The organism is Marivirga lumbricoides (assembly GCF_014636295.1).
GTDB lineage: Bacteria > Bacteroidota > Bacteroidia > Cytophagales > Cyclobacteriaceae > Marivirga > Marivirga lumbricoides.
Genome location: NZ_BMEC01000006.1, coordinates 97,752 through 124,523, shown reverse-complemented (window position 1 = coordinate 124,523; position 26,772 = coordinate 97,752). Strand labels below are relative to the sequence as shown.

At 35.6% G+C, this 26,772-nt stretch carries 16 protein-coding genes; 12 read left to right on the top strand and 4 right to left on the bottom strand.

Translation table 11 applies throughout. The features are described from left to right. Positions 1-50 precede the first annotated feature (50 nt). Genes IEV85_RS10525 through IEV85_RS10510 form a run of 4 tightly spaced genes read left to right on the top strand, consistent with a single transcriptional unit; the run spans position 51 to position 6,479 of the window. A complete protein-coding gene (locus IEV85_RS10525) occupies positions 51-2,657 on the top strand; it encodes a DNA gyrase/topoisomerase IV subunit A (protein ID WP_188463061.1) in 2,607 nt (868 codons plus the stop codon). Next, on the top strand, positions 2,657-3,364 hold the full coding sequence (locus tag IEV85_RS10520) for a TrmH family RNA methyltransferase (RefSeq protein ID WP_188463056.1): 708 nt from the start codon (positions 2,657-2,659) through the stop codon (positions 3,362-3,364). The genes IEV85_RS10525 and IEV85_RS10520 overlap by 1 nt, the downstream gene beginning before the upstream one ends. Then, a complete protein-coding gene (locus tag IEV85_RS10515) occupies positions 3,357-3,980 on the top strand; it encodes a SanA/YdcF family protein (protein ID WP_188463055.1) in 624 nt (207 codons plus the stop codon). Before IEV85_RS10520 ends, IEV85_RS10515 begins: the two co-directional genes overlap by 8 nt. A gap of 12 nt (positions 3,981-3,992) precedes the next feature. Further along, on the top strand, positions 3,993-6,479 hold the full coding sequence (locus IEV85_RS10510; protein WP_188463053.1) for a DUF5686 family protein: 2,487 nt from the start codon (positions 3,993-3,995) through the stop codon (positions 6,477-6,479). A gap of 22 nt (positions 6,480-6,501) precedes the next feature. Here the strand turns inward: IEV85_RS10510 and trpF are convergent, their stop codons facing one another. After that, positions 6,502-7,134 (bottom strand): phosphoribosylanthranilate isomerase, encoded by a 633-nt coding sequence (gene trpF, locus IEV85_RS10505; RefSeq protein WP_188463051.1) that lies wholly within the window; start codon positions 7,132-7,134, stop codon positions 6,502-6,504. Positions 7,135-7,310: 176 nt separating this feature from the next. Next, complete coding sequence (locus IEV85_RS10500; protein ID WP_188463049.1) at positions 7,311-9,779, bottom strand: zinc-dependent metalloprotease; 2,469 nt, start codon at positions 9,777-9,779, stop codon at positions 7,311-7,313. 251 nt (positions 9,780-10,030) lie between these two features. On the opposite strand from IEV85_RS10500, the gene IEV85_RS10495 reads away from it, so the two are divergent. Continuing rightward, positions 10,031-11,320, top strand: a complete 1,290-nt coding sequence (locus IEV85_RS10495) for a sensor histidine kinase (RefSeq protein ID WP_188463047.1) — start codon at positions 10,031-10,033, stop codon at positions 11,318-11,320. A gap of 9 nt (positions 11,321-11,329) precedes the next feature. On the opposite strand, the gene IEV85_RS10490 is transcribed toward IEV85_RS10495, so the two are convergent. After that, on the bottom strand, positions 11,330-15,721 hold the full coding sequence (locus IEV85_RS10490) for a PAS domain-containing protein (RefSeq protein WP_188463044.1): 4,392 nt from the start codon (positions 15,719-15,721) through the stop codon (positions 11,330-11,332). Positions 15,722-15,950: 229 nt separating this feature from the next. Between IEV85_RS10490 and IEV85_RS10485 the strand changes: the two genes are divergently transcribed. The 4 genes from IEV85_RS10485 to IEV85_RS10470 all read left to right on the top strand — a co-directional run bounded on the left by IEV85_RS10485 (position 15,951) and on the right by IEV85_RS10470 (position 21,393). Then, the gene (locus tag IEV85_RS10485; protein WP_188463042.1) at positions 15,951-16,631 is read left to right on the top strand and encodes a response regulator transcription factor; all 681 of its coding nucleotides are present in this window, start codon (positions 15,951-15,953) and stop codon (positions 16,629-16,631) included. Beyond that, positions 16,631-17,887 (top strand): sensor histidine kinase, encoded by a 1,257-nt coding sequence (locus IEV85_RS10480; RefSeq protein WP_188463040.1) that lies wholly within the window; start codon positions 16,631-16,633, stop codon positions 17,885-17,887. The genes IEV85_RS10485 and IEV85_RS10480 overlap by 1 nt, the downstream gene beginning before the upstream one ends. Positions 17,888-17,979: 92 nt before the next feature. Continuing rightward, positions 17,980-20,400, top strand: coding sequence for a TonB-dependent receptor (locus tag IEV85_RS10475; protein ID WP_188463038.1), 2,421 nt, complete (start codon positions 17,980-17,982; stop codon positions 20,398-20,400). A gap of 366 nt (positions 20,401-20,766) precedes the next feature. Continuing rightward, positions 20,767-21,393 carry a response regulator transcription factor gene (locus IEV85_RS10470; RefSeq protein WP_188463036.1) on the top strand — a complete coding sequence of 209 codons (627 nt, stop codon included), beginning with the start codon at positions 20,767-20,769 and terminating at the stop codon, positions 21,391-21,393. Positions 21,394-21,446: 53 nt separating this feature from the next. Here the strand turns inward: IEV85_RS10470 and IEV85_RS10465 are convergent, their stop codons facing one another. Continuing rightward, the gene (locus IEV85_RS10465) at positions 21,447-23,090 is read right to left on the bottom strand and encodes an ABC-F family ATP-binding cassette domain-containing protein (protein WP_188463034.1); all 1,644 of its coding nucleotides are present in this window, start codon (positions 23,088-23,090) and stop codon (positions 21,447-21,449) included. A gap of 393 nt (positions 23,091-23,483) precedes the next feature. Between IEV85_RS10465 and IEV85_RS10460 the strand changes: the two genes are divergently transcribed. The 3 genes from IEV85_RS10460 (at position 23,484) to IEV85_RS10450 (ending at position 26,772) form a co-directional block, all read left to right on the top strand. Next, entirely contained in the window at positions 23,484-23,678 is a 195-nt protein-coding gene (locus IEV85_RS10460) for a hypothetical protein (protein WP_188463032.1), read from the top strand. A 158-nt stretch (positions 23,679-23,836) separates the two neighbouring features. Then, positions 23,837-24,286, top strand: coding sequence for a KTSC domain-containing protein (locus IEV85_RS10455; protein ID WP_188463029.1), 450 nt, complete (start codon positions 23,837-23,839; stop codon positions 24,284-24,286). Between the two features lie 266 nt (positions 24,287-24,552). Further along, a complete protein-coding gene (locus IEV85_RS10450) occupies positions 24,553-26,772 on the top strand; it encodes an HYR domain-containing protein (RefSeq protein WP_188463027.1) in 2,220 nt (739 codons plus the stop codon).

The window sequence follows — 26,772 nt, the reverse complement described above, 5'->3', positions numbered from 1 at the left end:
AAAATATTATACGCATAAATTGATTACATCTAATATCCTTTAAAAAACAAATGGAGGAAAATAACGAAAATAACGAACACGAAGATCAGCCAAACGGAGAAGAAAAAGCTAAAATCACCAATGTTATTCCTGTTTCAGGAATGTACGAAAACTGGTTTTTAGATTACGCCTCTTACGTAATTCTGGAGCGTGCAGTACCTGCCAATGAAGATGGGTTAAAGCCTGTTCAGCGGAGAATTATGCATGCCATGAAGGAAATGGATGATGGAAGGTTCAATAAAGTAGCTAACATTATTGGGCAAACCATGCAATACCATCCACATGGTGATGCTTCTATTGGTGATGCCATCGTTAATTTAGGACAGAAAGACTTACTTATTGAAACGCAGGGTAACTGGGGAGATATCAGAACCGGAGATAGCTCTGCTGCACCTCGATATATTGAAGCAAGGCTCTCAAAATTTGCGTTGGATGTAGTTTTTAATCCGCAAACAACCGAATGGCAGTTATCATACGATGGAAGAAAAAAGGAGCCTGTAACTTTACCTGTAAAGTTTCCTTTGTTACTGGCACAAGGGGTAGAAGGTATTGCTGTAGGCCTATCCACCAAAATTTTACCTCACAACTTTATAGAGCTGATCAATGGGTGTATAAGTATCCTGAAGGGTAAAGAGGTTGAAATTTATCCTGATTTTCCTACGGGGGGTATGGCAGATTTCTCTGAATACAACCAGGGTTTAAGAGGAAGCCGGATTCGTGTAAGAGCCAGAATTGAAGAAGGTGATAAGCGTGTGTTACTTATTAAAGATATTCCTTTTGGCACCACCACTACCGGCTTAATTGAATCTATTATTAAAGCTAACGATAAAGGTAAAATTAAGGTGAAGAAGGTGGTGGACAACACCGCCAAAGATGTGGAAATTGAAGTGCAGCTGGCACCCGGACAGTCTCCTGATATTACCATTGATGCATTGTATGCTTTCACTGACTGTGAAGTATCTATTGCTCCTAATGCCTGCGTAATTATTGAAGACAAGCCTATTTTTCTACCTGTTAATGAGATACTTAAGAAAAATGTAGACGATACTGTACAGCTTCTTCAGGCTGAATTGGAAATCAGAAAAGGTGAATTGATGGAGAAGATTCTGTTTTCATCTTTAGAAAAGATTTTCATTGAAAATAGAATTTATAGGGATATTGAAGAATGCGAAACCTGGGAGGCAGTTTTATCTACTATTGATAAAGGTTTAGATCCTTTTAAGCCTCAGTTTTACCGTGAAATTACGCAAGATGATATTTTAAAGCTTACAGAGATTAAAATTAAGAGAATCTCTAAATTCGACAGCTTTAAAGCAGATGAAATCATGCGTAAAATGGAGGACGAGTTGAAAGAGGTAGAGCATAACCTCTTGCATATCACTGATTATGCAATAGCGTACTTCAAGAAATTACTGGAGAAATATGGCAAGGGCCGTGAAAGACAAACAGAAATCAGGAGTTTTGATGTAATTTCAGCCAACACCGTGGCTGCTAATAACCAAAAGCTTTACATCAATAGGGCAGAAGGCTTCATTGGCTATGGAATGAAGAAAGATGAGTTTGTATGTGATTGCTCAGACTTGGATGATGTGATCATTTTCAGGAGGGATGGCATTTATAAAGTAGTGAAGATTGATGAGAAGGTTTTTGTTGGTAAAGATGTTATTCATGTAGATATTTTCCATAAAAATGATGAGCGCAAGGTGTATAATGCTGCCTATCTGGATGGAAAAACCGGAAGAACCATGGTGAAGCGTTTCCAGGTGACTTCTGTTACAAGAGACAGAGAATACGATGTTACTAAAGGAGCCAAAGGGTCAAAAATACTTTATCTGGCAGCAAGAGCTAATGGTGAGTCTGAAGTAGTAAATGTTAAGCTTTCTCCTTCCAGCAGGGCACGGGTTAAAGTGTTTGATTTTGATTTTGCAGAACTTGAAATTAAAGGCCGAGGTGCGGGTGGTAATATCCTTACTAAGTATCCTGTTAAGAAAATAGAATTCAAACTATTGGGAGAAAGTAGCTTCGGTGGTTTAAAAATATATTATGACAAATCAATTGGTCGCTTGAATACTGATGAGCGAGGCGATTTAATTGGTTCTTTTCATGGGGATGATACTATTTTAGTTGTTAATAAAGATGGTTCATACGAGCTAAGCAACTATGAGTTAACCAACAGGTTTGATGCCGAAAAGGTAGAACTCATCCAGAAGTTTGACCCAAAAAAGGTGGTTTCTGTGGTATATTTTGACGGTGCCTCCAAAACCTATTTTGTTAAACGTTTCCTGATTGAAACAAGAACACTCAATAAACCATTTGTATTTATCAGTGAACACAAAAACTCCCAGTTGAGTGTAGTTACAACAGATAAAGACCCGCAAATTGAAATTGAGTACAGAAAAGGTAAAGGTCGGGAGAAAGAGACAACAATGTACGACTTCGACATGCTGATTGATGTTAAAGGATGGAAAGCTATAGGAAATAAGCTATCTCAATATGAAGTGACTAAAGTTAAACTCGTTGCAGGTTCAAAAAATGAAGAATCCAAGAAGGATTTTGAAGTAGGAGATTCTGTTGATTTGAATTTGAAGGATGATGAAGATCAGTTAAATTTATTTTAGTGGTACCTGATAATGAAGAGCTTAAGCATTTTCTGATACAAAAATTTGGAGAATTCTTATCTGAAAAGAGAAAGAGTTTTGTTGAAGAAGTGCTTCAAATGAGAACTAATTATATCCAGGTGGTTTTGGAAGATATAATTGACCCTCATAACGTGAGTGCGGTATTAAGAACAGGGGAGTGCTTAGGCATTCAGCAGTACCATATAATTGATCAGCAAAATCCGTTTAAGATAGGACGGGGCGTTAGCAAAGGAGCTACGAAATGGATTGACATTCATCATTATAGAGAAGGTGAAAACAGAACACAGCGTGCTTTATCAGGTTTAAGACAAGAAGGCTATAGAGTTTTGGTAACAAGTCCTAAAGCGGAGGCCAAATCGCTGGAAGATATTGATTTAAGCAAGCCTTTAGCTGTAATATTAGGAAATGAAAAAGCCGGAGTGAGTCAAAAGGCTATGGAAATGGCGGATGAAATAGTTAAGATTCCTATGTATGGGTTTACAGAGAGTTATAATATTTCGGTTTCAGCAGCCATAATTTTGCATCACCTGGTGGAAAGGATGCGTAAGGAAGTTACAGGCTGGCAATTTACTCCTGAGCAATTTCTGGAGTATAAATTATTATGGTTGAAAAAATGTATGGCAAAACCTGACTATTATCAGGATTATTTCGTTAAGGCTTTTCATTCAAATAAGAGAGATGCTTAAATTCCTTGTGAGGTTATTCTTAATTATTATTCTGGCAGGGATTATATTCGCTGTATTTTCTAATGTGCTTATAATTAGTAAAACCAGATCTAAAATCTACCATGATTTATCAAAAGTACCTAAAAAAGAAGTAGCATTGGTTTTAGGTACAAGTAAGCGAACTGTAAAAGGAGAGGCTAATACATTTTTTGATAATAGGATAAAGGCAGCTACAGAGCTTTATAAAAGAGGATTAGTCAGTAAATTACTTTTGAGCGGGGATAATCGAACAAAATATTATGATGAGCCGAGCGACATGAAGAAGGCGTTGGTGAAAAATGGTATTCCGGAAGCTGCTATAGAAATGGATACGGCAGGATTTAGAACTATAGAAAGTGTTTCCCGTTGTGCCAATGTTTTTAATCAGAAAGATGTAGTAATAATTACCCAGGAATTTCATGCTTTCAGAGCTTTATATATCAGTGAGTTTTATGATATGAATGCTATTGCCTTTTCGGCAGAAGATGTTCCCGTTTACTCAGCTACCCGGGTGAATATTCGTGAATTTTTTGCAAGACCTAAAGCTATTTTTGACCTTTACCTTCCGGGAAAGCATAATCAATTTATCAACCAATAGCCTTACTTTTGCATGAAACACTTTATCTGCTTAATAACTTTATTTCTTGTTTTTTCTCATTTCACCCTAAACGCTCAAACGGAGGTGTATGGCTATGTGAAGGATGCGCAAACAAAAGAAGCTTTACCTTTTGTAAATGTTTATTTTCAGGGTACACAAACTGGAATGACAACGGATATAAAAGGCTTTTTTGATTTAGTGGTAAACAAGAAAGCTGACACCTTAGTGGTGTCTTACATTGGCTATAAAACAAAGAAGGTACCAGTTGTTGCAAATAAAATAACTGAAGTTGAAATTGAATTAGAGCAGGATATAATTGCTTTAAATGAAGTGATTGTCCGCCCCGGTGAAAATCCTGCTTTTAAGGTGATGCGAAAAGTTGTAGAGAACAAAAGCCGATACAACAAAAAGAAGATTGATTATTATGAGATGGAAAGCTACACCAAAATTGAGGCTTACATTGACAAAATGACTTCGACCCTTGAAAATAGAAAGGTAATTCAGAAAATTGTAGCTACAGTGGACAGCATTGCACCCCTTAGAAATAAGAAAGGACAAAAAATGATTCCAGTGTTCTTCTCTGAGAGCATCTCACGTCTTTATCGGAGGAATAATCCGGATTTGAGTAAAGAAGAAGTCATTAACAGCAATATCAAAGGTATTTTGGTGGGAGAGAACTCCATCGCGCAGCAATTTGTAGGAGCTACTTTTCAGGAGTATAATTTTTATGAAGACTGGATGGTACTTTTTGAGAAACAATTCGTTTCTCCTTTAGCCAATGCATGGAAATTATATTATAACTATGAATTAATAGACTCACTGGTTATTGATGGTAAAATGCATTACCAGCTGGAGTTTGAGCCTAAAAACAAACAGAACCTGGCTTTTATTGGTAAAATGCTTATTGAAAAGGATAGTTATACGCTAAAAAGCATTAATGCTAACCTCACTGAAAATACCAATATTAACTATTTGTCAGGTATGCAAATTGATCAGGAAATGAAACTTTTTAAAGATCAATCCATTCTACTTCCTGAAAAAGTAGATGTTAAGCTGGATGTGGATCCTATTTTAGGAGTTTATCCCGGTATGTATGTTCAATTTAATATTTCCTATCAGGATTTTACCTTTGACAACCCAAAGCCGAGAGATTTTTTTGATGTACCTGTAAAGATTTTGCCTAAGCCTGCTGTTACTGACAATGCTGAATTCTGGCAGCAAAAGAGACATGTTCCTTTAAGCCAGGGAAACCAACAAATTACCACCATGATAGATGATATCAGGGATATCAAAATGGTGAAGACATATGAAAACCTATTGCAATTTGCATTAACAGGTTATTTTGAGTGGGGCAAATTTGATGTGGGGCCTTACCCATATTTTTATACCTTTAACGATATTGAAGGAAGTCGCTTTCAAATTGGTGGAAGAACCAATGAGTTGCTGAGCAGCAAATGGGAATTAGATGCTTATTTAGCATATGGCGAAAGAGATAACGAATTTAAATATAAAGCTGCTCTTACGCATATTATATCAAGGGCCCCGTGGAGAACCGTGAGTTATACCCATAGCTATGATCTGGTTCAATTAGGGCTTAAGGATGTTGATCCTGACGATAACCCTTTCTTTTATGCCTCTTCAAGATTTGGCACATTAATAAAGCCTTATTACAGTAGAACAAATCAGTTATTATTTAAAAATGATATCCGCAATGGCCTTTCCTTTGAAGCAGGAATTAAATCCGCCAGCATTCATCCGGATTTTGATTTTGGCTTTTACGAAAACACTGTTGATTCCACAGGCTTTAAAAATTCTTTCAAAACAGGTGAACTGAAGTTTGGTATTCGGTATGCTAAGGGTGAGAAATTCTTAATAGACGGGAATAGAAAATTGGTGGTCGGAAGAAACCCCTGGCCTATATTCACTTTGGATTATACAGCAGGTATTAAAGGACTTTTAAACGGGGATTTCAATTATCACCAGGTAACTGCAGGAATTAATCATTATATTCCTTATGATGGAATAGGTTTGGGGAGGGTGAATTTTGAAGCCGGGAAAATGTTTTCCACAGTGCCTTATCCTTTACTGAAAGTACATACAGGTAACGAAGGCTTTTTCTTCTCCAGTGCAGCATTTAACCTCATGAATTTCTATGAATTCTTGAGCGACTCCTATGTTTCATTAAAGTATACTCATTATTTCGAGGGAATAATACTTAACCATGTGCCTTTGCTTAAGAAGCTTAACTGGAGGCTTGTTGGTATTGCTAATGTGGTATATGGAAACATGTCAGCTGAAAATAAAGCTTTGGCAGGAGAAGAGTTTGGTACAGAAGAAGGCTTCTTCACCTTAGGAGACAAACCTTATATTGAAGTGGGGTATGGTGTAGAAAATATTCTGAAAGTGATCAGAGTAGATTTTTACCATAGACTTACCTACCTAAATAATCCGGATATTTCGAAATTTGGTGTGAAACTGAATTTTCAGCTCATATTGTAATAATGAAGTCTGAGCTTTATTATTAAAGCGTATCATCTATTTCTAATGTTTCTAATATATCAGCCAATTCATCAAAATCTTTGAAGCCTGGTCTTATTTCTTCACCCCCTTTTAAAGCTATTCCCTTTATATTACTGTTTTCCACTAACTCTTCCACATTCTGGTCTGAAATATTAAACCCTAAAACTACTGAATAGCTCTTTGCCAGTTTAAGTACTTCCTCCAAAATATGCTCTTTATATTGGATTCCGTTATCAGATTCGAAGAGAAAGAAATCTACATATTCAGAAGTTTGCTTCATTATATCAGCAACATCTTCGGTTTTTAGTAATACATCTACATTAAAACGTAAAATCAGCTTTTGATCAAGGTCTGCAAATAAAGGAGGGATAGCTGGGTTGTCTGTTTGTATATAAGTGATTTCGTACTCGGGTAAAGTTTTTTTGATAGTTTCTTCACTCGCATTTCCGAACTCACCTACAAAATCAACCCCTGAAAGCCAGCCGGTAAGCTCCATAAAGTTCTCAGGAGTAACAAATGACCTGGTTCCTTCCACCAGGGAAAACCCCATTAGGTTTACAGTCATACCAGCGCCATATCGCGCATCACTTAAATTATTTACCTCGGAAATTTTTACAAATGTTTTTAAAGCCATGTTGAGATGTTTCTATCTAGAATACAAAGTAAATAATTTTTGAGCAGCTATATAGTAATATCTTCAAACACTTTTTATGGAGACAAAGAAAAAGCGCCATGAAAAATATCATGACGCTTGTGAGGGTTACTTAGAGAAGTATTTCTTACGAAAGAAAAGCAATCTATATTTGTTTATTAATCTGTTTTGAGTGCTTTATCAATCCTTGCAATCAGATCATCCCAATGGTACTGCGTCAATGTATCACCACTACGGTTCTTTCTCGCGTTTAAGTCATTTCTAAGTTTTTTCAATTCTCCACGCATTACCGGAATGATCTCAGAAATTCTTATTTTACCAGCGTTTCTCCCTTCTTTATCTAAATTTTCTATATATCCGCTTGCTAAGTCTATAAATGCCCTTTGCAGATTTTTTCGGTAGGCATCTACTTTTCCGGCACTGTACAATTCAGAAAAAAGTCCATTTCTTAAGTCATTCATCATTTCAAGAAGTGTATAAGCTTCCTTTGAATCCATTTGTTCATTCTCAACCAGCCTTAACAACCTTTCTTCATCTAATAGATTTCTTAAGTGGTAGCTTTGGATGCTTTGTACCCTTTCTATGGCACCTGCCGATTCTATTCTTCTTAAAATTCCCTGGTTCAGAAGCCATACAGGAGTAGTAAATGCATTTTCCATCACAAATTCCATTGCGCCTTTTTGAACTGATTTGGGAACCGGATCATAAATTACACCTTCCTGATCAGCGGTTTTCCTTGTTTCATACACACCGCCAATATTTGTAATTACATGGTTTACATAGCCTCTCCACATATAAGTTAGCTCACGGTATACTTCTTCCAGTTCCGAATAACCTTTTCCTTCTTCCGATGTCCATTCAACCAGGTTTGGCACTACTTTTTTAAGATTCATAAGGCCATATCTGCTGGCTTTTACCTGATCTCTTCCAAGGCTTTCTCTCTGAGATTGTGGATCTACACCATCATAACCTCCTCCGAATTCATACCAAGGGTTTCCGGCTTTTTCTAAAATCCACTCGTCTAAAACAGGCTTTTCGTCTTCTTTGCTTTTAGCTTCAGGAATAAACCGATATCCCCAGTTGATGGCATATTCATCATAAGGTCCCATCATTCTGATATAACGTACTCCTTTATCTTCCGGCTGAGCCACGTAATTTACCCTGGCATAATCCATAATTGAAGGAGTGAGTCCGTATTTTTGAGTAAATGAGGCGCTTCTTAATGAGTCAGTAGGGTAGGCAGCACTGGCTTTCATATTGTGAGGAAGGCCTAAAGCATGACCTACTTCGTGTGCTATTACCATGCGCATCATTTCACCAATTTCCGGTTCAGGTGTTTGTAATGTTCTTGCGGCTGGGTTTTGTGCACCAGCTTCAATCATGAACCTGTTTCTGTAAGAACGTAAATGATTATGATACCATATAATATCACTTTCAATGATTTCTCCTGTGCGAGGGTCAGTAACTGATGGGCCTACTGCGTTTCTGGTAGTACTGGCTACATATCTTACCACAGAATACCTGACATCTTCCGGACTAAATTCCGGGTCTTCTTCTTTTGAGGGAGGATCTTTTGCTATGATAGCATTTTTAAAGCCAGCTTTTTCAAAAGCCTGGTTCCAATCTTCAATTCCCTGTTTGAAGAAGGGTCTCCACTTTTCTGGTGTTGCTGGATCCAGGTAATAAACTATAGGTTTTATTGGCTCAACTAATTCACCTCTTTTATAAGCTTCAATATCTTTAGGAACCAATCTCCATCTTCTGATTAATTCATAATCATCTGATTTTAAAGCCTCTGAGTTATAATTAAATTTATCTACAGTGAACCAACCCACCCTGTAATCAGCCAGGCGAGGTTGCATCATATCCTCCGGCAGTAAAATCATAGACTGGTTCATCAGCATGGTAATAGTACTTGAACGGTCCCGACCAGGAGGTTCGTCTGCATCGTAGGTCATTACGTGCTTTACTTCAATATTCTGAGGGAAGGATTTTACTTCATCAATATAGCTTCTGTTTTTATCAAGCCTTTTCACTTTGTAGCTTTTGCGTAATCTGTCAGGCATACCATTAATAGCATCTACCTCATTTGTAAACAGGCTGCTAACTTCTATTAATAATGCGGATGAGTCATTATTAAAACCTTCTATTTTGGTGCTGTAAAGAATAGGAAAGAAATTGTTTGCCTCAACTGACTTATATATAGGTGACTGCTCCTCACTTTCATTTTGAAAGCTGATCACTTTTAAATCAATATTCTTATCTCTTTTATACCATCTTACAACCTGCTCGTTCACTTTGGAACCCGCATTGATATAACCTCCGCCAAAATCGTCCGGAAGTTTGGCAATACGGCTTACTAAAAGCATATCTTTTTCCAGTAGCTTAAATGGTATTTCGTAGTACAGCTTTTCATCCACCCGGTGAGTAGTAAATAATCCTTCATCAGTAGCACTGCTGTTACCCACTAATTCTTTATAAGATTTATATTCGCTCTTTTTGTTTTTTTTGGGTGCTTCTTCAGTTTTACTGTTCTTGTTTTTCTTTCCAAAAAGTTGCGCATTTGCAGAATGACATATAAATCCTGAGAGCAAAATTCCTATTAAGACAAATCTTTTTAATACCATTTTTAATTTTTTTGTTTCAATATAATGAAAGATAGAGAATGACAAGAAGCTATTTTATACAGACGGATACTGTTATTTTTTTTACAAATAATATTCTAAGAAAAATTTAATAGTAAATGTATTTTATTATATTTATCGTTAAATTTTTAAAGTTGATATTATCACTTTTAGACCAGAATACATTATAAAACGTTAAATAATAAGACTTTCCCCATAATGGAAACTATTTTTAATTTTCAAATAAGATATCATTGTTAAAGTATTTAAAAATATATAATTGGTCTGCAATTGATAAGACTTTAGAACAAAAGCCGAATATTTTCTTATCTCAATTCTCAGTAATTGCCGTGTTAGCATGTGTAATTCAGATTATTAATGATGCTATTTACACAAACATTATTGCGGTTATTTTAGATGTGAGTGTGCTGCTAGTATTTTCCCTGGCTTATTTATTAAATGAACGAAGATGCCATATGGCAGCTAAACTGGTCTTTTGCGGAATAGGTACGGGGCTTATCTTCATTTATGCTGCAATTGTGCCTAAGGAAACAGCGGTTTACTTGCTGTTTTTTCCTATCGCAACCATCATTTTCCTTATTTTTAGTAATGAACAGCGGATTTATAAATACGGTGTTCTAACCTATGTAATTTTGTTATTGTTAATACTGGAACTAACCGACTACCAGCCTTTAGGTGACCTTAATGTTACTGAGGGTATTTCATTGGAGACTTCGTATTACGTAAATTTAGCAATAGCTCTTTTTGTTCTCATATTTTCAATGTATAATATAGATTTAATTAATATACAGATTGAAAAGGTAAGACTTGCCGCAGAGAGGGAATTACTAGAGAAAAATCTGGATTTAAAACAAGCAAATGAAGAATTAGATCATTTTGTTTATAGTGCCTCGCATGATTTAAAAGCTCCTTTATTATCTATCTTAGGCTTGATTAACATTGCCAAATATGATATTAAAGATGAAAATACACTAGAGTATTTTGTGCGTATTGAAGACAGAGTTCAAAGACTTTCCAAATTTATTAAAGAAGTCATCGAAATTTCTCGTAATACCAGAACTCAGGTGGAAAAGGTGGAAGTTGATTTAGATTTGCTTATTTGTGACATTATCGAAAATAACAGCTTCAAGGATATTTCTGCAGATGTCAAAATTGAGAAGAATATTGAATTAAATGAAAAAGTACTAATTGATAGGCCACGGCTTGAGGTAATACTGAATAATTTGGTGTCTAATGCCATTAAGTATCAGGTGCAGGATCATCCAAACCCTAAAATTGAAATAGAAGCAAAGTTAAAAGATGAAATCCTTCAAATTATTGTAAGTGATAATGGAATTGGAATTTCTCATGAACACCATGATAAGATATTTGAGATGTTTTACAGAGGGGAGCAGAGTAAAGAAGGTTCCGGACTTGGGTTATACATTGTGAAAAATATGGTGGAAAAGTTGGAGGGTGAATTAAAACTTGCTTCTAAGGTGGGAGAGGGCACTACTATCACTTTGCTAATTCCTATGACATAACCCCTCCGGTTATTGCTTCTCAAATTCATCAAACGCCACTAATAACCTGTCAATTTCAGGAAGTATCTTTTCTGTTATATCTTCTTTCAATTCGCTGTTATAACTTTCAGAATGTTTCATTTCTTTCAAATGGCTGAACATTTGATCGAATCTGGCGGAAGAAGAAGTTCCCTTTAACTTATGCAATATTTGAGCAATTGTTTTACTATCCTCTTCCTCTATTGCTTTTAAAAGCGACTTTTTAAAAATAACTAAGTCTTTTCTTGAGAGCTGTACTACATATTTTACACTTTCTATATCACCCCCCAGCTTTTTTAGTAATGCCTGTTGGTTGAAATGTTGAAGAGTTTTTGCTTCTTTAAAGAAATCATTTTCTTCTGAAGTGTTTTTTGTTTTTCTTAGTTCAAGGGCTTGAACCAATAAGTCCGCAAGTGAGTCTTCCATAATAGGCTTCATAATGAAATCATCCATCCCTGAAGAAAATGCCTGCTTTCTCTCTTTGTTAAGTGCGTCAGCTGTTAAAGCCACTATTTGAACATGCTCACCTTGCTTTTCATGCTCACGAATAAGCTTACTTGCTTCAAATCCGTTTATTTCCGGCATTTGAATATCCATTAATATTAAGTCAACGGAGTTATCTTTAAATGTCTCGACCGCTTCTTTTCCATTAACAGTTTCTAAAATATTAGCGTGCGGTAGCAAATTACTTAAATATGACTTCAGAAGAAACATGTTAATTTCATTATCTTCAGCTATTAAAATTTGATAAGCCTCATCTGATAATGATTTACTTTTTTCTTTTTTAGGCTTCAGGTTGCTTACGCTTACCTGATTTTTTGAATGTAGAGTTGTTGCAATAGCATCAAACAACGAATGTACATTTACTGGTTTTATTAATTTACAGGAAACCTTTAGGTCTTTGCACTGTTGCTTAAATCCTTCCGGCTCTGTAGTTCTATGCATTAAGAGAACTGGAGGTAATTTTACTTTAGTTTCCTGATTAAGCATATTAATTATATCCAGGCCACTATTCTTGTACATCTGTTGGTTAGCTATAATAAGGTCATACTTATTTTCTTTAAATTGACTTACTGCACTTGTTTTGCTGTAAGCCAGATCAGGAAGTACGCCCCCTTTTTTTAATAATTTTTTAATAATTGCACTTTGCTTCTTGTTTGAATCAATAATTAAGACTCTTGAAAAATTATCAGTAAACTTTATCAGCTCTTTTGTGTCCGTTTCCTTTACTCTGTCCAGCTCCAAATCAAAATAGAAGGTGCTTCCTTTGTTTTCATTGCTGCTTATATGCATTTTGCTGGCCATCAGCTTGAGTAGTTTATTAGAGATGCTTAAGCCAAGACCAGTACCCCCGTATTTCCGGGTGGTAGAAATATCCGCCTGAGTAAATGCCTCAAGTATTTTCTTCTGATTTTTCTTCTCAATTCCAATTCCTGTGTCACAAACTGAAAATCTAATTAGTTGGGCATCATCTTGAATGATTTCCTCAACCTTTAACAAAACTTCACCTTTCTCAGTGAATTTTACCGCATTACCCAAAAGGTTAACTAATATTTGCCTTAGCCTTAGTGGATCAGCTTTTACAAGATGTGGCAACTTCGTATCATAATCCAATAGTAGTTCTAAACCTTTTTGATGGGCCTGATAGGTAATTAAATCGAGCACCTGCTCTGAGAGAGAGTGTAAATTTATTTCTTCAACGGACAAGTCTATCTTACCAGCCTCTATTTTAGAAAAATCTAATATGTCATTTATTATTTCAAGTAATGATTTAGCAGATTGAAAAATACTTTTTGAGTATTGTTTTTGAGTTGGATTTAAATTGGATTTTAATAATAAGTCCGAAAATCCTATTACTCCATTCAAAGGTGTTCGGATTTCATGACTCATATTGGCAAGGAAAGATGATTTAGCTTTGCTTGCATCTTCTGCTTGTTTTTTAGCCTGAAGTAACGATTTTTCAGCACTTTTTTTCTTCGTTACATCTTTGAATGTTACCACTATGGAATACTTTTCTTCCTTTTTATTATAGCTTAATGGCTGGCTGCTAATCGATATCCATTTTAATTTTCTACTTTCACCATACTTTATAGCGATGGTATTATCCGCTAAAGACTTGCCTGTTCTAATGGTATAATTTACAGGGTAGTATCCTGGTTTTAGAGGTGTCATGTTTTCATCAAATACATGCCATTCTTCGTTATAGCTATTAAAAGAGATACCTTCCTTGCCTATAATTCTCTCGGCACTTTTGTTAGCTGTAACCACGTTTCCATGCGCATCATAAATCATTAACCCTTCCTGCATTGCGGCAATGATAGATTGAAGCTGATTTTCACTTTCGCGTAGGGCAATCTCAGCATCTTTTTGATCTGTTATATCCGATAGTGTACCAAACCAAAACCAAATTCCAGATTCATCTTGCTTGGGTTCAGAGCTTAGTCTAAACCATTTTAAATTATTATTAATTAAAAATCTACATTCAAAAAAGTAAGGTTTTCTATTATTGAGCGCATATTCGTATCTTTTGTAGAATTCGGAAAAATCATCCGGATGAATAAAATCCCGGAGCATATCAACTTCAATAGGCTCACTAAATGAAGGTAAGCCCATTAATTTTAGCCAAATACTATTAACGTAGGTTATTTTTCCATCTTCCCTTACTCTAAACACACCAACAGGAATATTATCTACCAGTTCATTGAATTCCTGAGTCTTCTGCTGTAATGCAACTTCGTTTTGCTTGCTTACATCAATATCCTGAATTGTTCCAAATAGCCGGGTTGTTTTGCCGTTCTTACTTTCGGTATTTCCAATTAGTCGTATCCAAAAATTCCTGCCTTTGTAAGAAACCGTTCTCAACTCAATATCGAATGGCTCACCGGACTTAACTGCACGTTGTATGCAATTAAACACTTTTTGACGCTCAGCGCCCTCCGGGTAAGACCGAAGAATAGCTTTAAAAGTAGGATTGATATGATAGGGTGCATCATAAATGTGATAGGTATTTTTAGTCCAATATACCTGATAAGTATTTAGATTCATGCTCCAACCACCGGTTTTGGCTATCCGGTTGGTTTCACTAAGCATTTCCTTCGTTTTCTCCAGATTTTGCTCAGTATTTTTCCTCTTTGTGATGTCAAGATGAGCGCCATAAATCCATTCCGGTTCTCCCTCTTCAGTGCGGCTTGCTATTTTACCGGTATCTAAAATGTACACCCAGTTTCCATTTTTGTGTTTCAAACGGATTTCACATTCATAAAAATCGGTTTTCCCTTCAAAGTGGGTATTGAGAGCCTTCTCGTACAATAACATGTCATCAGGGTGGATGTGGCTAAGAAAAGTATCTAATGTAATGGGCATTATTTCTTCCTGGGAATAACCAATAATTTCAGCCCACCTGCTATTTACATAGAATTCATCAGTAATCATATTTCTTTCCCATACCCGGAAATTTGTACTTTGAATAATACTTTCTATGTTATTTTTCTGAACTGACAGTAATTTTTTAGACTCCCGAATATGTGTGATGTCCTGGAGAGTACCTTTCCATTTTATAACTTCACCTTCCTTGTTTTTAATGGAACGAGCTATTTTATGTAAGTACTTTATTTTCCCCTTAGCACCCATAATTCTAAAAACAAGGTTAAAATAACCAGTGTGGTGCGCTTTACTTTCTTCCTTTTTTATATAAGTTTCATCTGCAGGATGTATTTTTTGCAAAAAAGATAAAAGAGTAGGACGGTATTTTTGCGGGTCGAACTCGTAAATATCATATATAACAGGATCCCAATATACTTCCTGACTTTCTATGTCAGCTGTCCATGCTCCCACTTTGGCTAACTCTTTCAATGGGTTAATAGCATTATCACGAGTTTCATTTAAAGTTTTGGGCGATGATAAATGAATTAATTTTTCTTCTATCTCTTTGACCAAAAGGCTAATCTGTTGCTCCAGCGTTTCATTGAAAATAAGTGTTTGTTTACTACTAAAAGCAAAAATGAATCCTCTTAATTGATCTTTTACAAGTACTGGTATTGTTAGGCAATATGTTAAATCTTCAGGAATTAATAATTCAGATTGAATAACTTTTAAGATTTCAACCTCTTGAAGGTATTTAACTTTGTCAGGATTTAAGTTGAGTATAATATTCTCAAAATTGTTGGAAGAAGTTTCAAATTTTAAATCCAAATTAATAGTCTCTTCAGCTAGCCATTCATGCAATTCATTTTTGCGAACAAACAGGAGCGATGAATTATGGCATAGGGTAGAAATTACCTGGCATAGGTTTAAAAACGAATGCTTATTATTAGAAGGGTTGTCGGCTTGTAAAAAATTTTGCACCATACCAAAGTCGGATTTGTTGATCAAATCTGAATCCATCTATTTATAAAGAGTTCAAAAGGATATTAAAGTAAAAAAATAAGGACAATACAAGTAAAAATGGTAAATAGTTGCTTTGGATGTTATGCAAAGTGTGTACTCATAAATACAATAAAAATCTATCTTCAGAATTTCTTCAATTTTAAGACATAATTTAGCAAAAATAAATTGTGTTAAATACTTATTAACGCAGTAATTAGGATTTGTTTCCGATTACTTAATAAATAAAATGAAAGTATTAGTAGTAGAAGACCAGCTGGAATTATCTAAAAATATTGAAGCTTACTTGAAAAATGATGGTTTTCACGTAAGTTGTGCGTATGATTATTTTACAGCTTCAGATAAGATAGCCGCCTTTGAGTATGATTTGGTAATCATTGATTTAATGCTGCCTGATGGTTATGGAATGGATTTGCTTTATTCTTTACGGGCTAACCAAAAAAACGTAGGTACAATTATACTTTCTGCCAAAAACTCATTGGACGACAAAGTGCGTGGGCTCGATGCCGGTGCAGATGATTACCTTGCTAAACCTTTTCATTTGATTGAGCTGAGCTCCAGGTTGAAAGCTATTTATAGAACCAGAAAATTACAAGGAGAAAACAGTATTTCCATTGGTAACATTAAATTATATACTGATGTTTATGAAGTAAAATTTGAGGAGCAGAAAATTGACCTCACCAAAAAGGAATATGAAATGCTTCTTTTTTTTGCTACCAACCCAAAGAGAGTACTTACCAAACAAAATATTGCAGAGCACTTATGGGGCGACTATATAGATCAGGCAGACTCCTATGATTTTGTATACCAACATATTAAAAATCTTCGCAGAAAAATAGAAAAAGCCAGCCAAATGGATATCATTGAAACAGTTTACGGGGTCGGTTATAAATTAAAAAGTATTAATTAATGAGGCTAATTAATAAAATAACACTCATTTTTTTGGGTGTATCATTTATCGTTTTTCTTATCGGAGGCTTAGTTACCTATAAAGTAATTGGCGATGAAATCAAAAAAGAAGAAAAATGGTTTCTACTGGAAAGACTTACCTCTACTGAAAAATATATTGGAAGGAAACAACCTCAAAACCCTATTATTAGAGATAAAGTGATCATCCTGCCTCAGAAGGACTCAATTCTTACAGATAATTACATTTTTTCTGATACTATAGTATACCACAGAACTTTGGAGAGACCAGAATTGCATAATAAGCTGGAAGTTGGGAAGAAAATTGAAGGCAGATTTTATAAGATCACTCTTTATGATATTATCATTGAACAAGATGATATTATCGATGGGATAGTAGAATCTCTGTTTAAAACATACCTTATTCTGCTTGCATTGGTTCTGATTATGGGATGGATTTTATCTAAGCGCTTATTAATTCCCTTTGAGAAAACATTACAATCTATTCGCCACTTTGATATTAAAGAAACAGAACCTGTAGAATTTCATAAAACCGGCACCAAGGAGTTCAAAAGGTTGAATCAATTTATTGAAAATATGTCTTCCAAAATTCGGAGAGATTACCAGTCCCTTAAAGAATTTTCAGAAAATGCTTCCCATGAAATTCAAACACCGTTGAGCGTGGCCAAGGGAAAGCTTGAGCTTTTACAAGATACACCATTAGATGAAAACCAGCAGCAGTTAGTGAAGGAAGCGCAAAAAAGCATTACAAATATTTCCAAGCTTGGCAATATGCTTACGCTTTTGGCTAAAATTGATAACCACGAATTTGATACCCGAAACCAAATAAATGGGAGTGAAATTCTGGAGGAAATTATTGAGGACTATAAAGAGCTCATCTATTTAAAAGGATTAAAAATGGATCTGGATATTGAGGAAGATGTACAGGTAAGTATTAATTCTACCTTATTTGAAATACTAGTTAACAATTTATTGAAAAATGCTATTAAGCATAATGTCAATACCAATGGGTATATTTCAGTGGAAATGAACAGGGCTTATCTACAGTTTAAAAATTCCGGAATACTCTTAAAGTCAGACCCCAATTTGCTGTTTGGCAGATTTAAAAAAGAAAATTTTAAAACAAATTCCCTCGGGTTAGGCCTTTCAATTATCAAGAAAATTTGTGAGGTAAACAATATGAGTATTGATTATTCATGTAAGGAACAAGAGCATATTTTAACTGTGTACTTCCATTAGTTCAAAATTCCTTCAGAATTGCACGTTACTTTTACTATATATTAAGAAATTATAAATAACAGATGATAAATTTTTCTACCAGAAATTTTTGCTTGTTACTGATAACAAGTCTCCTAAGTTTAAATTTTACACTGGCTCAAAAAGCTACAATTACAGGTAATTTAGTGGATAAGGCTAATAATGAACCATTGGCTTATGCTAATGTGAGTATTTTTGATGAACAGGATAACCTGGAAACAGGAATGGTGACTCCTGCCGATGGCTCTTTTCAACTACAGGTGCCTTACGGAAAATATACCGTAAGAATTCAATTTGTTTCCTACAAAACGGTAAACATCCCGGTAAATGCAAATAAAGCAAGTATAGCTCTAGGTTCTATTAATCTGGAAGAAGATGTAAATCAGTTGGCCGAGGTTGAAGTTACAGCCAGAAGACCTCAAATGGAGATGAAGCTTGATAAAAGGGTATTCAATGTCAGTGAAGATTTAAGCAATATTGGAGGAAGTGCAGAAAGTATTTTGGATAACCTTCCTAGTGTTACTGTGGATGTGGATGGAAATGTTTCTTTGCGGGGGAGCGGTAATGTAAGAATATTAATAAATGGCAGGCCTTCCGGACTGGTAGGGATTAGCGGAGGTTCCGCTTTGAGGCAGATTCAGGCTGATATGATTGAAAGGGTAGAGGTAATTACCAACCCATCGGCAAGATATGAGGCTGAAGGAAATGCCGGAATCATCAACATTATCCTTAAGAAAGATAAAAAAGGTGGCTTGAATGGAAGTTTCAGTACCAATTTAGGTTATCCAGCTCAATATGGTATTAACGGCAATTTGAATTACAGGAAAAATAAAATGAATCTCTTCGGAAGCTATGGAATAACTTATAGAGAGAACTTTGGAGGGGGGTACATAGATCAGACTTATTTTGATGATGATTCTATCAGTTACACATATGTTGATAGGGATAGAGATAGGAGCGGAATCTCACAGAATGCCAGATTTGGATTGGATTATAGTTTTAACGACAATACTACGTTGACTGGCTCCTTTTTATACCGTGTTTCAGATGAAAATAATATTGCAAATAATACCAATTCATTTTATAACAGTAACAGAGAACTTGTAAATAAGACTTTGAGAGTGCAGGATGAACAGGAAGATGAAACTGTTATGGAATATGACATCAATTTCACCAGAAAGTTCGGAGAAAGTGATGAGCACAAACTAACTGCAGACTTTCAATATAGAAATAATTCTGAAACAGAGGATTCTGATTTAAGAACCAAAAAATTTAACCAGGCACTGGAACAGTATGAAGATAGCGTTGTTCAGCGGTCCCTTATAGATGAATTTTCCGAAAACATTTTGATGCAGGCAAATTACATAAAGCCTCTGGGAGAAAAAGGATCCATTGAAGCAGGCTGGAGAAGTACTCTAAGAACCATCACTAATGATTATGAAGTAACTCAGGAAGTTGAAGGGCAGGATGATATTATACTGGATGATTTTACGAATGAATTCATTTATAAGGAAGATATCCATGCCATATATGGGATATATAGTAGCGAGTTTGATAAATTTACTTATCAGGTAGGCTTAAGGGCTGAATTAACTGACATTTCAACGGAATTTGTGAATTTAGATACTGTTAATGCCAGGGATTATCTTAACCTGTTCCCGAGCCTTTTCCTTACTTATGAATTCAATAAGTATAATACTTTACAGGCTAGTTATAGTAGAAGGTTTGACAGACCTGGTTTTAGAGAACTAAATCCGTTTTCTAACTTTAACGACAATAGAAATATTCGAATTGGAAATCCTAACTTGAACCCTGAATTTACTGATTCTTATGAAGTAGGATTGGTTAACAACTTTAAAAATGCAACACTTTATTCTGGTTTATACTATAGAAGAACTACAGGTGTGATAGAGCGTCTGGATTCAGTTACACAGGTAACTGAAAACGGAGTGACGGATTTCATCACTATCACTCAACCCCAAAACCTGTCTGAGAGGAATTCAATAGGTATAGAAAATACTTATTCACACGATTTAAATGACTGGTGGAGAATGAATGCAAACTTAAATATCTACTATTCTGAAACTTATGGGGTGTACGGAGAAAAGGTTTACCAGGCCAAGACTTTTACAATGTCTTCAAGGGCTACTTCTCAGATGACCTTCTGGAAAGACTTGAACTTTCAGGTAAGTGCATTTTACCGAGCACCACAGCAAACAACCCAAGGTACACAAAAAGCGTTCTATATGATTGATCTTGGTTTGAGTAGGGAAATTCTGAACAAGAGAGGCACAATCGCTTTTAACGTAAGGGATTTGCTGAACTCCAGAAAGTGGAGAACCACTACTTCAATTGAAGGTTATACCGCGGAGTCTGAATTTCAATGGCGTGCAAGAACCTTTAATTTGACTTTTGATTACCGCTTAAACAGCAGAAAATCGAAGCAAGGCAGAGAAGAAGGAAGGGAACGTGATTATGATGGAGATGACTTCTAATTAAATTATAACATTGTTCTCTTGACAAGAAGCAGATTATTAATGCAATATATTTGCGTTATTGATTGATTGTTAGTATTATTGCATTATAATATGATAGAATTCATTATCGTTATTAATATTAGATCGCAGCCTGAAGGTAAAGGAAGTAATTTGTAGGTTTTTGGTTATAATCGATTAAATCGCTCACTGAAGCCCAAGGCTGCTTTCTCTCTTTTCTTATTCAATCTAAAGGGAAGAGTAAGCATAATCTTTCAATTTTTCTAAAATTCAAAAGCACTCTACGCACCTGTACTCACATTCAAAGGCCATTAAAAAAGTGACTTATTATTTATAATAAGTCTAAATAAATATTAATTTTACATCATGAACCTCGTAGTTTATGGTGTAGCACCAATTATTGCACAAGGCATATCAAGAATAGCTGATAAACTCAGTTTTATCAAAGATAAGTATGTTACTTCTGAGGAGTCGGAAGTATCAGCCCATCTCTTACGCGAGGAACTATCCGTATTAATCATGTCATTAGAAAATTTTCTTCTTGAGGAAAAGTGGCATACCTTAATAAGCTCATCTGGTTATATCAGATCTATACTTGTGGCAGATATTTATATGCTTAAAGCTGAAAATATTGCACTAGATATGTCTGTAGCGGACATTATCATCTGTAAAGACTGTAAAGAATATGAATTAAATCATGCCTTTTGGGCTGCAAAGGAGCATGACAAATACTTTTGCAGTGAGTTGCTTGACTTTATCCTTTCAAGAGATAGTTTTTCATCCGGAATAAGTGAAAATTCCATCCATCTGCTAAGTGAAAGAGAAGTGGATGTATTAAAGCTCATAGGCAAGGGCTTTTCTTCTCAGCAGATTGCGGAAGAATTATTTATTAGTAAGCATACAGTCAACTCACATCGGAAACGGATCATGCAAAAGCTAAGTCTTACTAAATCCACCGAATTAGTACAACTGGCAGCTACTAATTTCAAATAATACTTATCTTATTTATTTTAGATCAGAAAATACCCTTTGAATGGACATAAGCACTACGCTTTTGCTTTCCGTTCAATTTCTCTTAGGTTTTCCATTTTTTTATTGCGAAGGAAGCCACTGATATCCTCAAAATGTTCTTTCACTCGCTGATTACCAAACTCAAAAACTTTAGTAGCTAATCCATCGAGAAAATCTCTGTCATGCGATACCAAAATCAAAGTACCTTCAAAAGCTTTTAATGCATCTTTCAGAATCTCTTTTGTTTTGATGTCGAGATGGTTTGTAGGTTCATCCAGAATCAGCAGATTAACAGGTTGAAGCAAGAGTTTAATCATGGCCAAGCGTGTGCGTTCACCTCCGGAAAGCACTTTCACTTTTTTGTCTATTGCATCACCACTGAACATAAATGCACCTAACAAATCTTTAATATTGGTACGGATTTCTCCTTTCGCAATAGAATCAATTGTTTGGAAGACAGTCATTTCACCATCAAGCAAGGCGGCCTGATTCTGAGCAAAATAGCCGATCATACTGTTGTGTCCTACTTGCAATTCACCTTCATAGTCAATTTCTCCCATAATGGCTTTCACCAGGGTAGATTTACCCTCACCATTCTTGCCGACAAAAGCAATTTTTTCTCCACGGGCAATTGTTAAAGAAACATCTTTAAACACGGTGTGTTGATCGTAGCTTTTGCTTAGATCTGTCGCTATGACGGGGTAATTTCCTGAGCGAGGGGCAGGAGGGAACTTTAAATTCAACGCAGCTGTATCCACTTCATCAACTTCCACAATCTCCATTTTTTCTAACATCTTCACCCTGGATTGAACCTGAAGCGTTTTGGAATAAGTACCTTTAAACCGATCAATAAATGTTTGAATTTCAGCTATTTGCTTTGCCTGATCATCAAATTGCTTTTGCTGTTGTTCGCGTCTTTCTTTGCGCAATTCAAGGTAATGAGAATAGTTAGTTTTATAGTCATAGATTCTACCCTGAGTGATTTCAATGGTTCTGTTGGTCAGGTTGTCTACAAAAGCCTTATCGTGACTAATTACCATTACTGCTTTGGCATTGTTTACCAGGAAATCTTCAAGCCATTGCACAGATTCAATATCAAGGTGGTTGGTAGGCTCATCTAACAGAATTAAATCAGGCTTTTTTAGCAGAATTTTGGCTAATTCTATACGCATTCTCCATCCACCACTGAATTCTGATGTTGGCCTGTTAAAATCAGCTCTTGTAAACCCTAAACCCAACAACGTCTTTTCCACTTCCGCATCCACATTCACCTCATCAGTACTGTAATACTTCTCGCTCAGTTCAGATACTTGTTCAATTATCTTGCTATATGCCTCTGATTCATAATCAGTTCTGGTTTCCAGTTGCTCATTACACCAGTCAATCTGCTTCTTCATTTCCAGAATGGCTGAAAAGGCTTTTGAAGCTTCTTCAAAAACTGTACAATCATCTTCAGTAAGTAGGTGCTGTGGTAAATAAGCTATAATGGCATCTCCCGGTGCTGAAATTTTACCATAAGTTGGTTTATTAGCACCGGCAATTATCTTTAGTAAAGTGGATTTTCCCGCACCATTTTTACCCATTAGGGCAATACGATCATTCTCATTTATATTAAAGGTAATATTGTTAAATAAGGTATTACCACTAAATTCTACACCTACTGCATCTACTGAAATCATACATTTTCAAATTTGTCGCAAATGTATTAATAATTTGATTCAGAAAGATAAAAGCCTGAATATGTTTTGTATCCATCCGATTTCAGAGGAGTTAAAAATATGTTATGTGTAATCTACAATTAGATTACACAATGGGTAATTATTTGTCGCTGACTTTCAGGTACATATTATAGATTGTCATCTAATTACCTAATAGCCTCTATTTAATTAAAAGGAATAAGATCTAAATTAATGTAGTCATGTTGCTGAACGAAACAATTAATGCATTAATTATATCATAACGGGTTATTACAGGAGTTGAAGGTGCTCTTGACATAGATGGTTTGCAGGTAAATCTAACTAATCCGGATAAGATATATTGGCCGGATGAGGGTATCAGAAAATATGACCTGATTGATTATTACTTCAATATTTCAGAAACGATCTTACCTTATCTGGAATGAAGTGAAGACAGGACTTGATAAACATGACTTCACTATTTTCACAATGGCAGACCGAATTGCTAAGGTAGGAGATTTGTTTGCTCCTGTGTTGGAAAGGGCAGTTGTTATTGAAGAAGTACTTGAAAAGCTTGATAATTCTGATTGATTATTAAACAATGATAATCAACTAAGTAATACTCGCACTAATCACGCTTAGCCAATAATTTCTAATTAAGCCAATTATTAATTTTTATTTATTAATTCTTCAATCTACATACCAAATTTAAACCCTACCTTTGCGCTCGCAATTTAAAGACCTCTAGCATGAAGCGCATTAACGAGTACAAAAAGTTATTTAACATTGAGTCCGAAATCAATTTAAAAGAACTTAAAACTACCTACCGGAATTTAGTAAAAGAATGGCATCCTGATAAGTTTCAGGCTGGAGATGAACTTGCTGAAGAAGCGGAAATCATGAGCCGAAAAATAGTTGATGGGTATCATTTTTTAGTAAGTATTGCTTCCGAAACAAGACAAGCGAACATTGAGGAGTATACAAAAACAACCACCGAATCAGGTATTCTAGATTTCAGACACAAAGGGCTACTATTAGAAGTTTCTTTTCTGGATGGCACCACCTATGAATATTTTGGAGTAAATAAGAATGTTTATGCCAAGCTTTTAAACTCTGATAAACCTTACAGATTTGCTAAGAGGAACATCTTCAATTCATTTCTTTATAGAAAATCTAAAAAGGCAATGGTGGCAGCATAAGTGCTGGTTGTTTATTTGCTTTAATCAATTTTGTCCAAAATAAGGTATACGGACATGCAAAAATGTCTCTCATCTTTTATTCTTTAATATCTTTTAAGTAAAACTTTAACATATGTAGCTATTTATCTGAAATATAATATGATAACATGAGATAAGTTATTTTGAACTTAACAAATACTTAACTATATTTTCGGGTATTTTTACTATAATTGTGAGTTCAAACATGCATTAAGCTTTGAAAAATTATACTTAATGCTTTTTAAGTTATGCTTAAATATCAAGCTTCCACCGTATCAATCGCCCTTAAAGCTTTCAGTTTATTTTTACTGTTGGTTTTAAGTTCTACTTATTTGGCAGCACAGTCTTGCGATTGCATTGATCCTCCTAATTGCAGTCCATGCGAAGGAAGCTTATCCAATTTAGTATTAAGATTCAGTGGAAATAGTTCTTTAATTAATACTTACAGTGTAAGAGATGGGGGAGGCTTTCTTCAATCAGCATTTATAAGAGGAGACATTACTATTAACTCGAGAGTTTTTAATCAGCCATTTCAAGGAGGGTTTGTTGCAATCAGTTTAGGTTTAGCTTTTGTGCCTGTAGGAGACGAGCAAATTATTTTGATTTCATGTAATGAAATCAAATTAGGTAAGACATTTTTAAATGGTACTTTAGAAGTTATTAGTGCAACCAGTCCTACTAGCGGCCCAATCTGTTGCGCTCCCGAAGATACAGATCAGGTTCCTCCTTCTTTCGAAAATTTTCCTCCTGATACGATACTTTCACTACAATCTAATTGCTCAATTCCCTATAGCTGGACGGTCCCTACTGCTGTAGATGATTGCGGATTTGCTACTTTACAACCTCCCGTGCCGGCCAATAACCGTAATTTTACCTTAGGTACTGAAACTATAAGCTACTCAGCAATTGATTTAAGTGGAAACACTTTTACGCAGTCATTCACAGTAACCGTAATCGATGAGATTCCTCCCGTAATAACCGGAACCCTTAATAACATTGAGCGCTTTGCTAATAATTCCTGTCAGGCAGTTGTGAATTGGAATGCTCCCACAGCATCTGACAATTGTGAGCAGGTTAATTTAAATAGTACCCACAACCCTGGCGCAACATTTGGCTTAGGCACTACAACAGTTACCTATACCGCCAACGATGCCAGCGGTAATAACGCGCAGCGGTCGTTTACTGTGACTGTTTCCGACAACACAGCCCCTCAGTTTACCTCATTCCCTGAAAATATAAAAATTTCGGCCAATGGTGATTGTGAAACCCAGGTTACCTGGAATATTCCCCAAGTGGTAGATAATTGTAGTAATGCAATTGAAGCTATAGGTACTGTGGCACCTGGTGCTACTTTTCCTCTGGATACCACAATAGTAAGCTATACTGCTACTGATGAAAGTGGTAATGAAGCAAATAAAAGCTTTATGGTTGTAGTGGTAGATGATTCCGCCCCGGTCTTTACTTCTTTCCCGACAGATATTAATATCTCAGCTGATAATTCATGTGAGGCAGTAGCTAATTGGGACGACCCGCAAGCAGTAGATAATTGTAGTGGTCCGGTTAATCCAATTTTGCAGGATGGTTCACCACCATCGGGAAGTATATTTCCCATTGGTTCTACCACAATTACTTATATGGCTGAAGATGAAAGAGGAAATGAGCTAGTTCAGTCTTTTAATGTAATAGTTAAGGATGATTCCCCACCAGTTTTCTCTGGTTGTCCTGAAGATATAATTTTATCAGCCGGCAATAACTGCATAGCTGTGGCCAACTGGATTGAGCCCACAGCTGCCGACAATTGTGAGTTAGCTCAGGTAAGTGGTAATTTTGGGCCTAATCAGGAATTTTCAATAGGAACTACAGAGGTAATCTACACAGCTGTAGATGCCAAAGGAAATACTTCTATCTGTAGCTTTAACATCATAGTAAACAATAATTTCACTATGGAAGTCAACCAAAGTTGTCCTTCAAATGTAACACTTGAGTTATTTGATCCTGTAGGTGTTAGCTATGACTGGGAAGCCCCGGAAGCCACCTTACAGTGCGCATCAATTGAATTAAAGAGTAATTATGAACCTGGGGATCTTTTTCCTCTGGGGGAAAATCAGGTCAGGTATTTTTATACTTTGAACAATGAAGAGGTAGAGTTTTGCTCTTTTATTGTGAATGTAAAATTAGCTGAAGTTGCTTTTACAATCAATCAAATAGTTAGCCCCAATGGAGACAATAACAATGACACCTGGGTAATTGAAAACATTGAAAAATTTCCTCAGAACTCTGTTACTGTTGTAGACCGGTGGGGAGGAGAAGTTTACAGTGCGAATAGTTACAATAATGAAGAAATAGTTTGGGATGGTAGTAATAAAAATGGAGATTTGGTACCTACAGGCACCTATTTCTATGTGATTTCTGTTAATTTCGAATCTGAAATAGTGGAAAAAAGAGGCTTTATAGAATTAATACGTTGA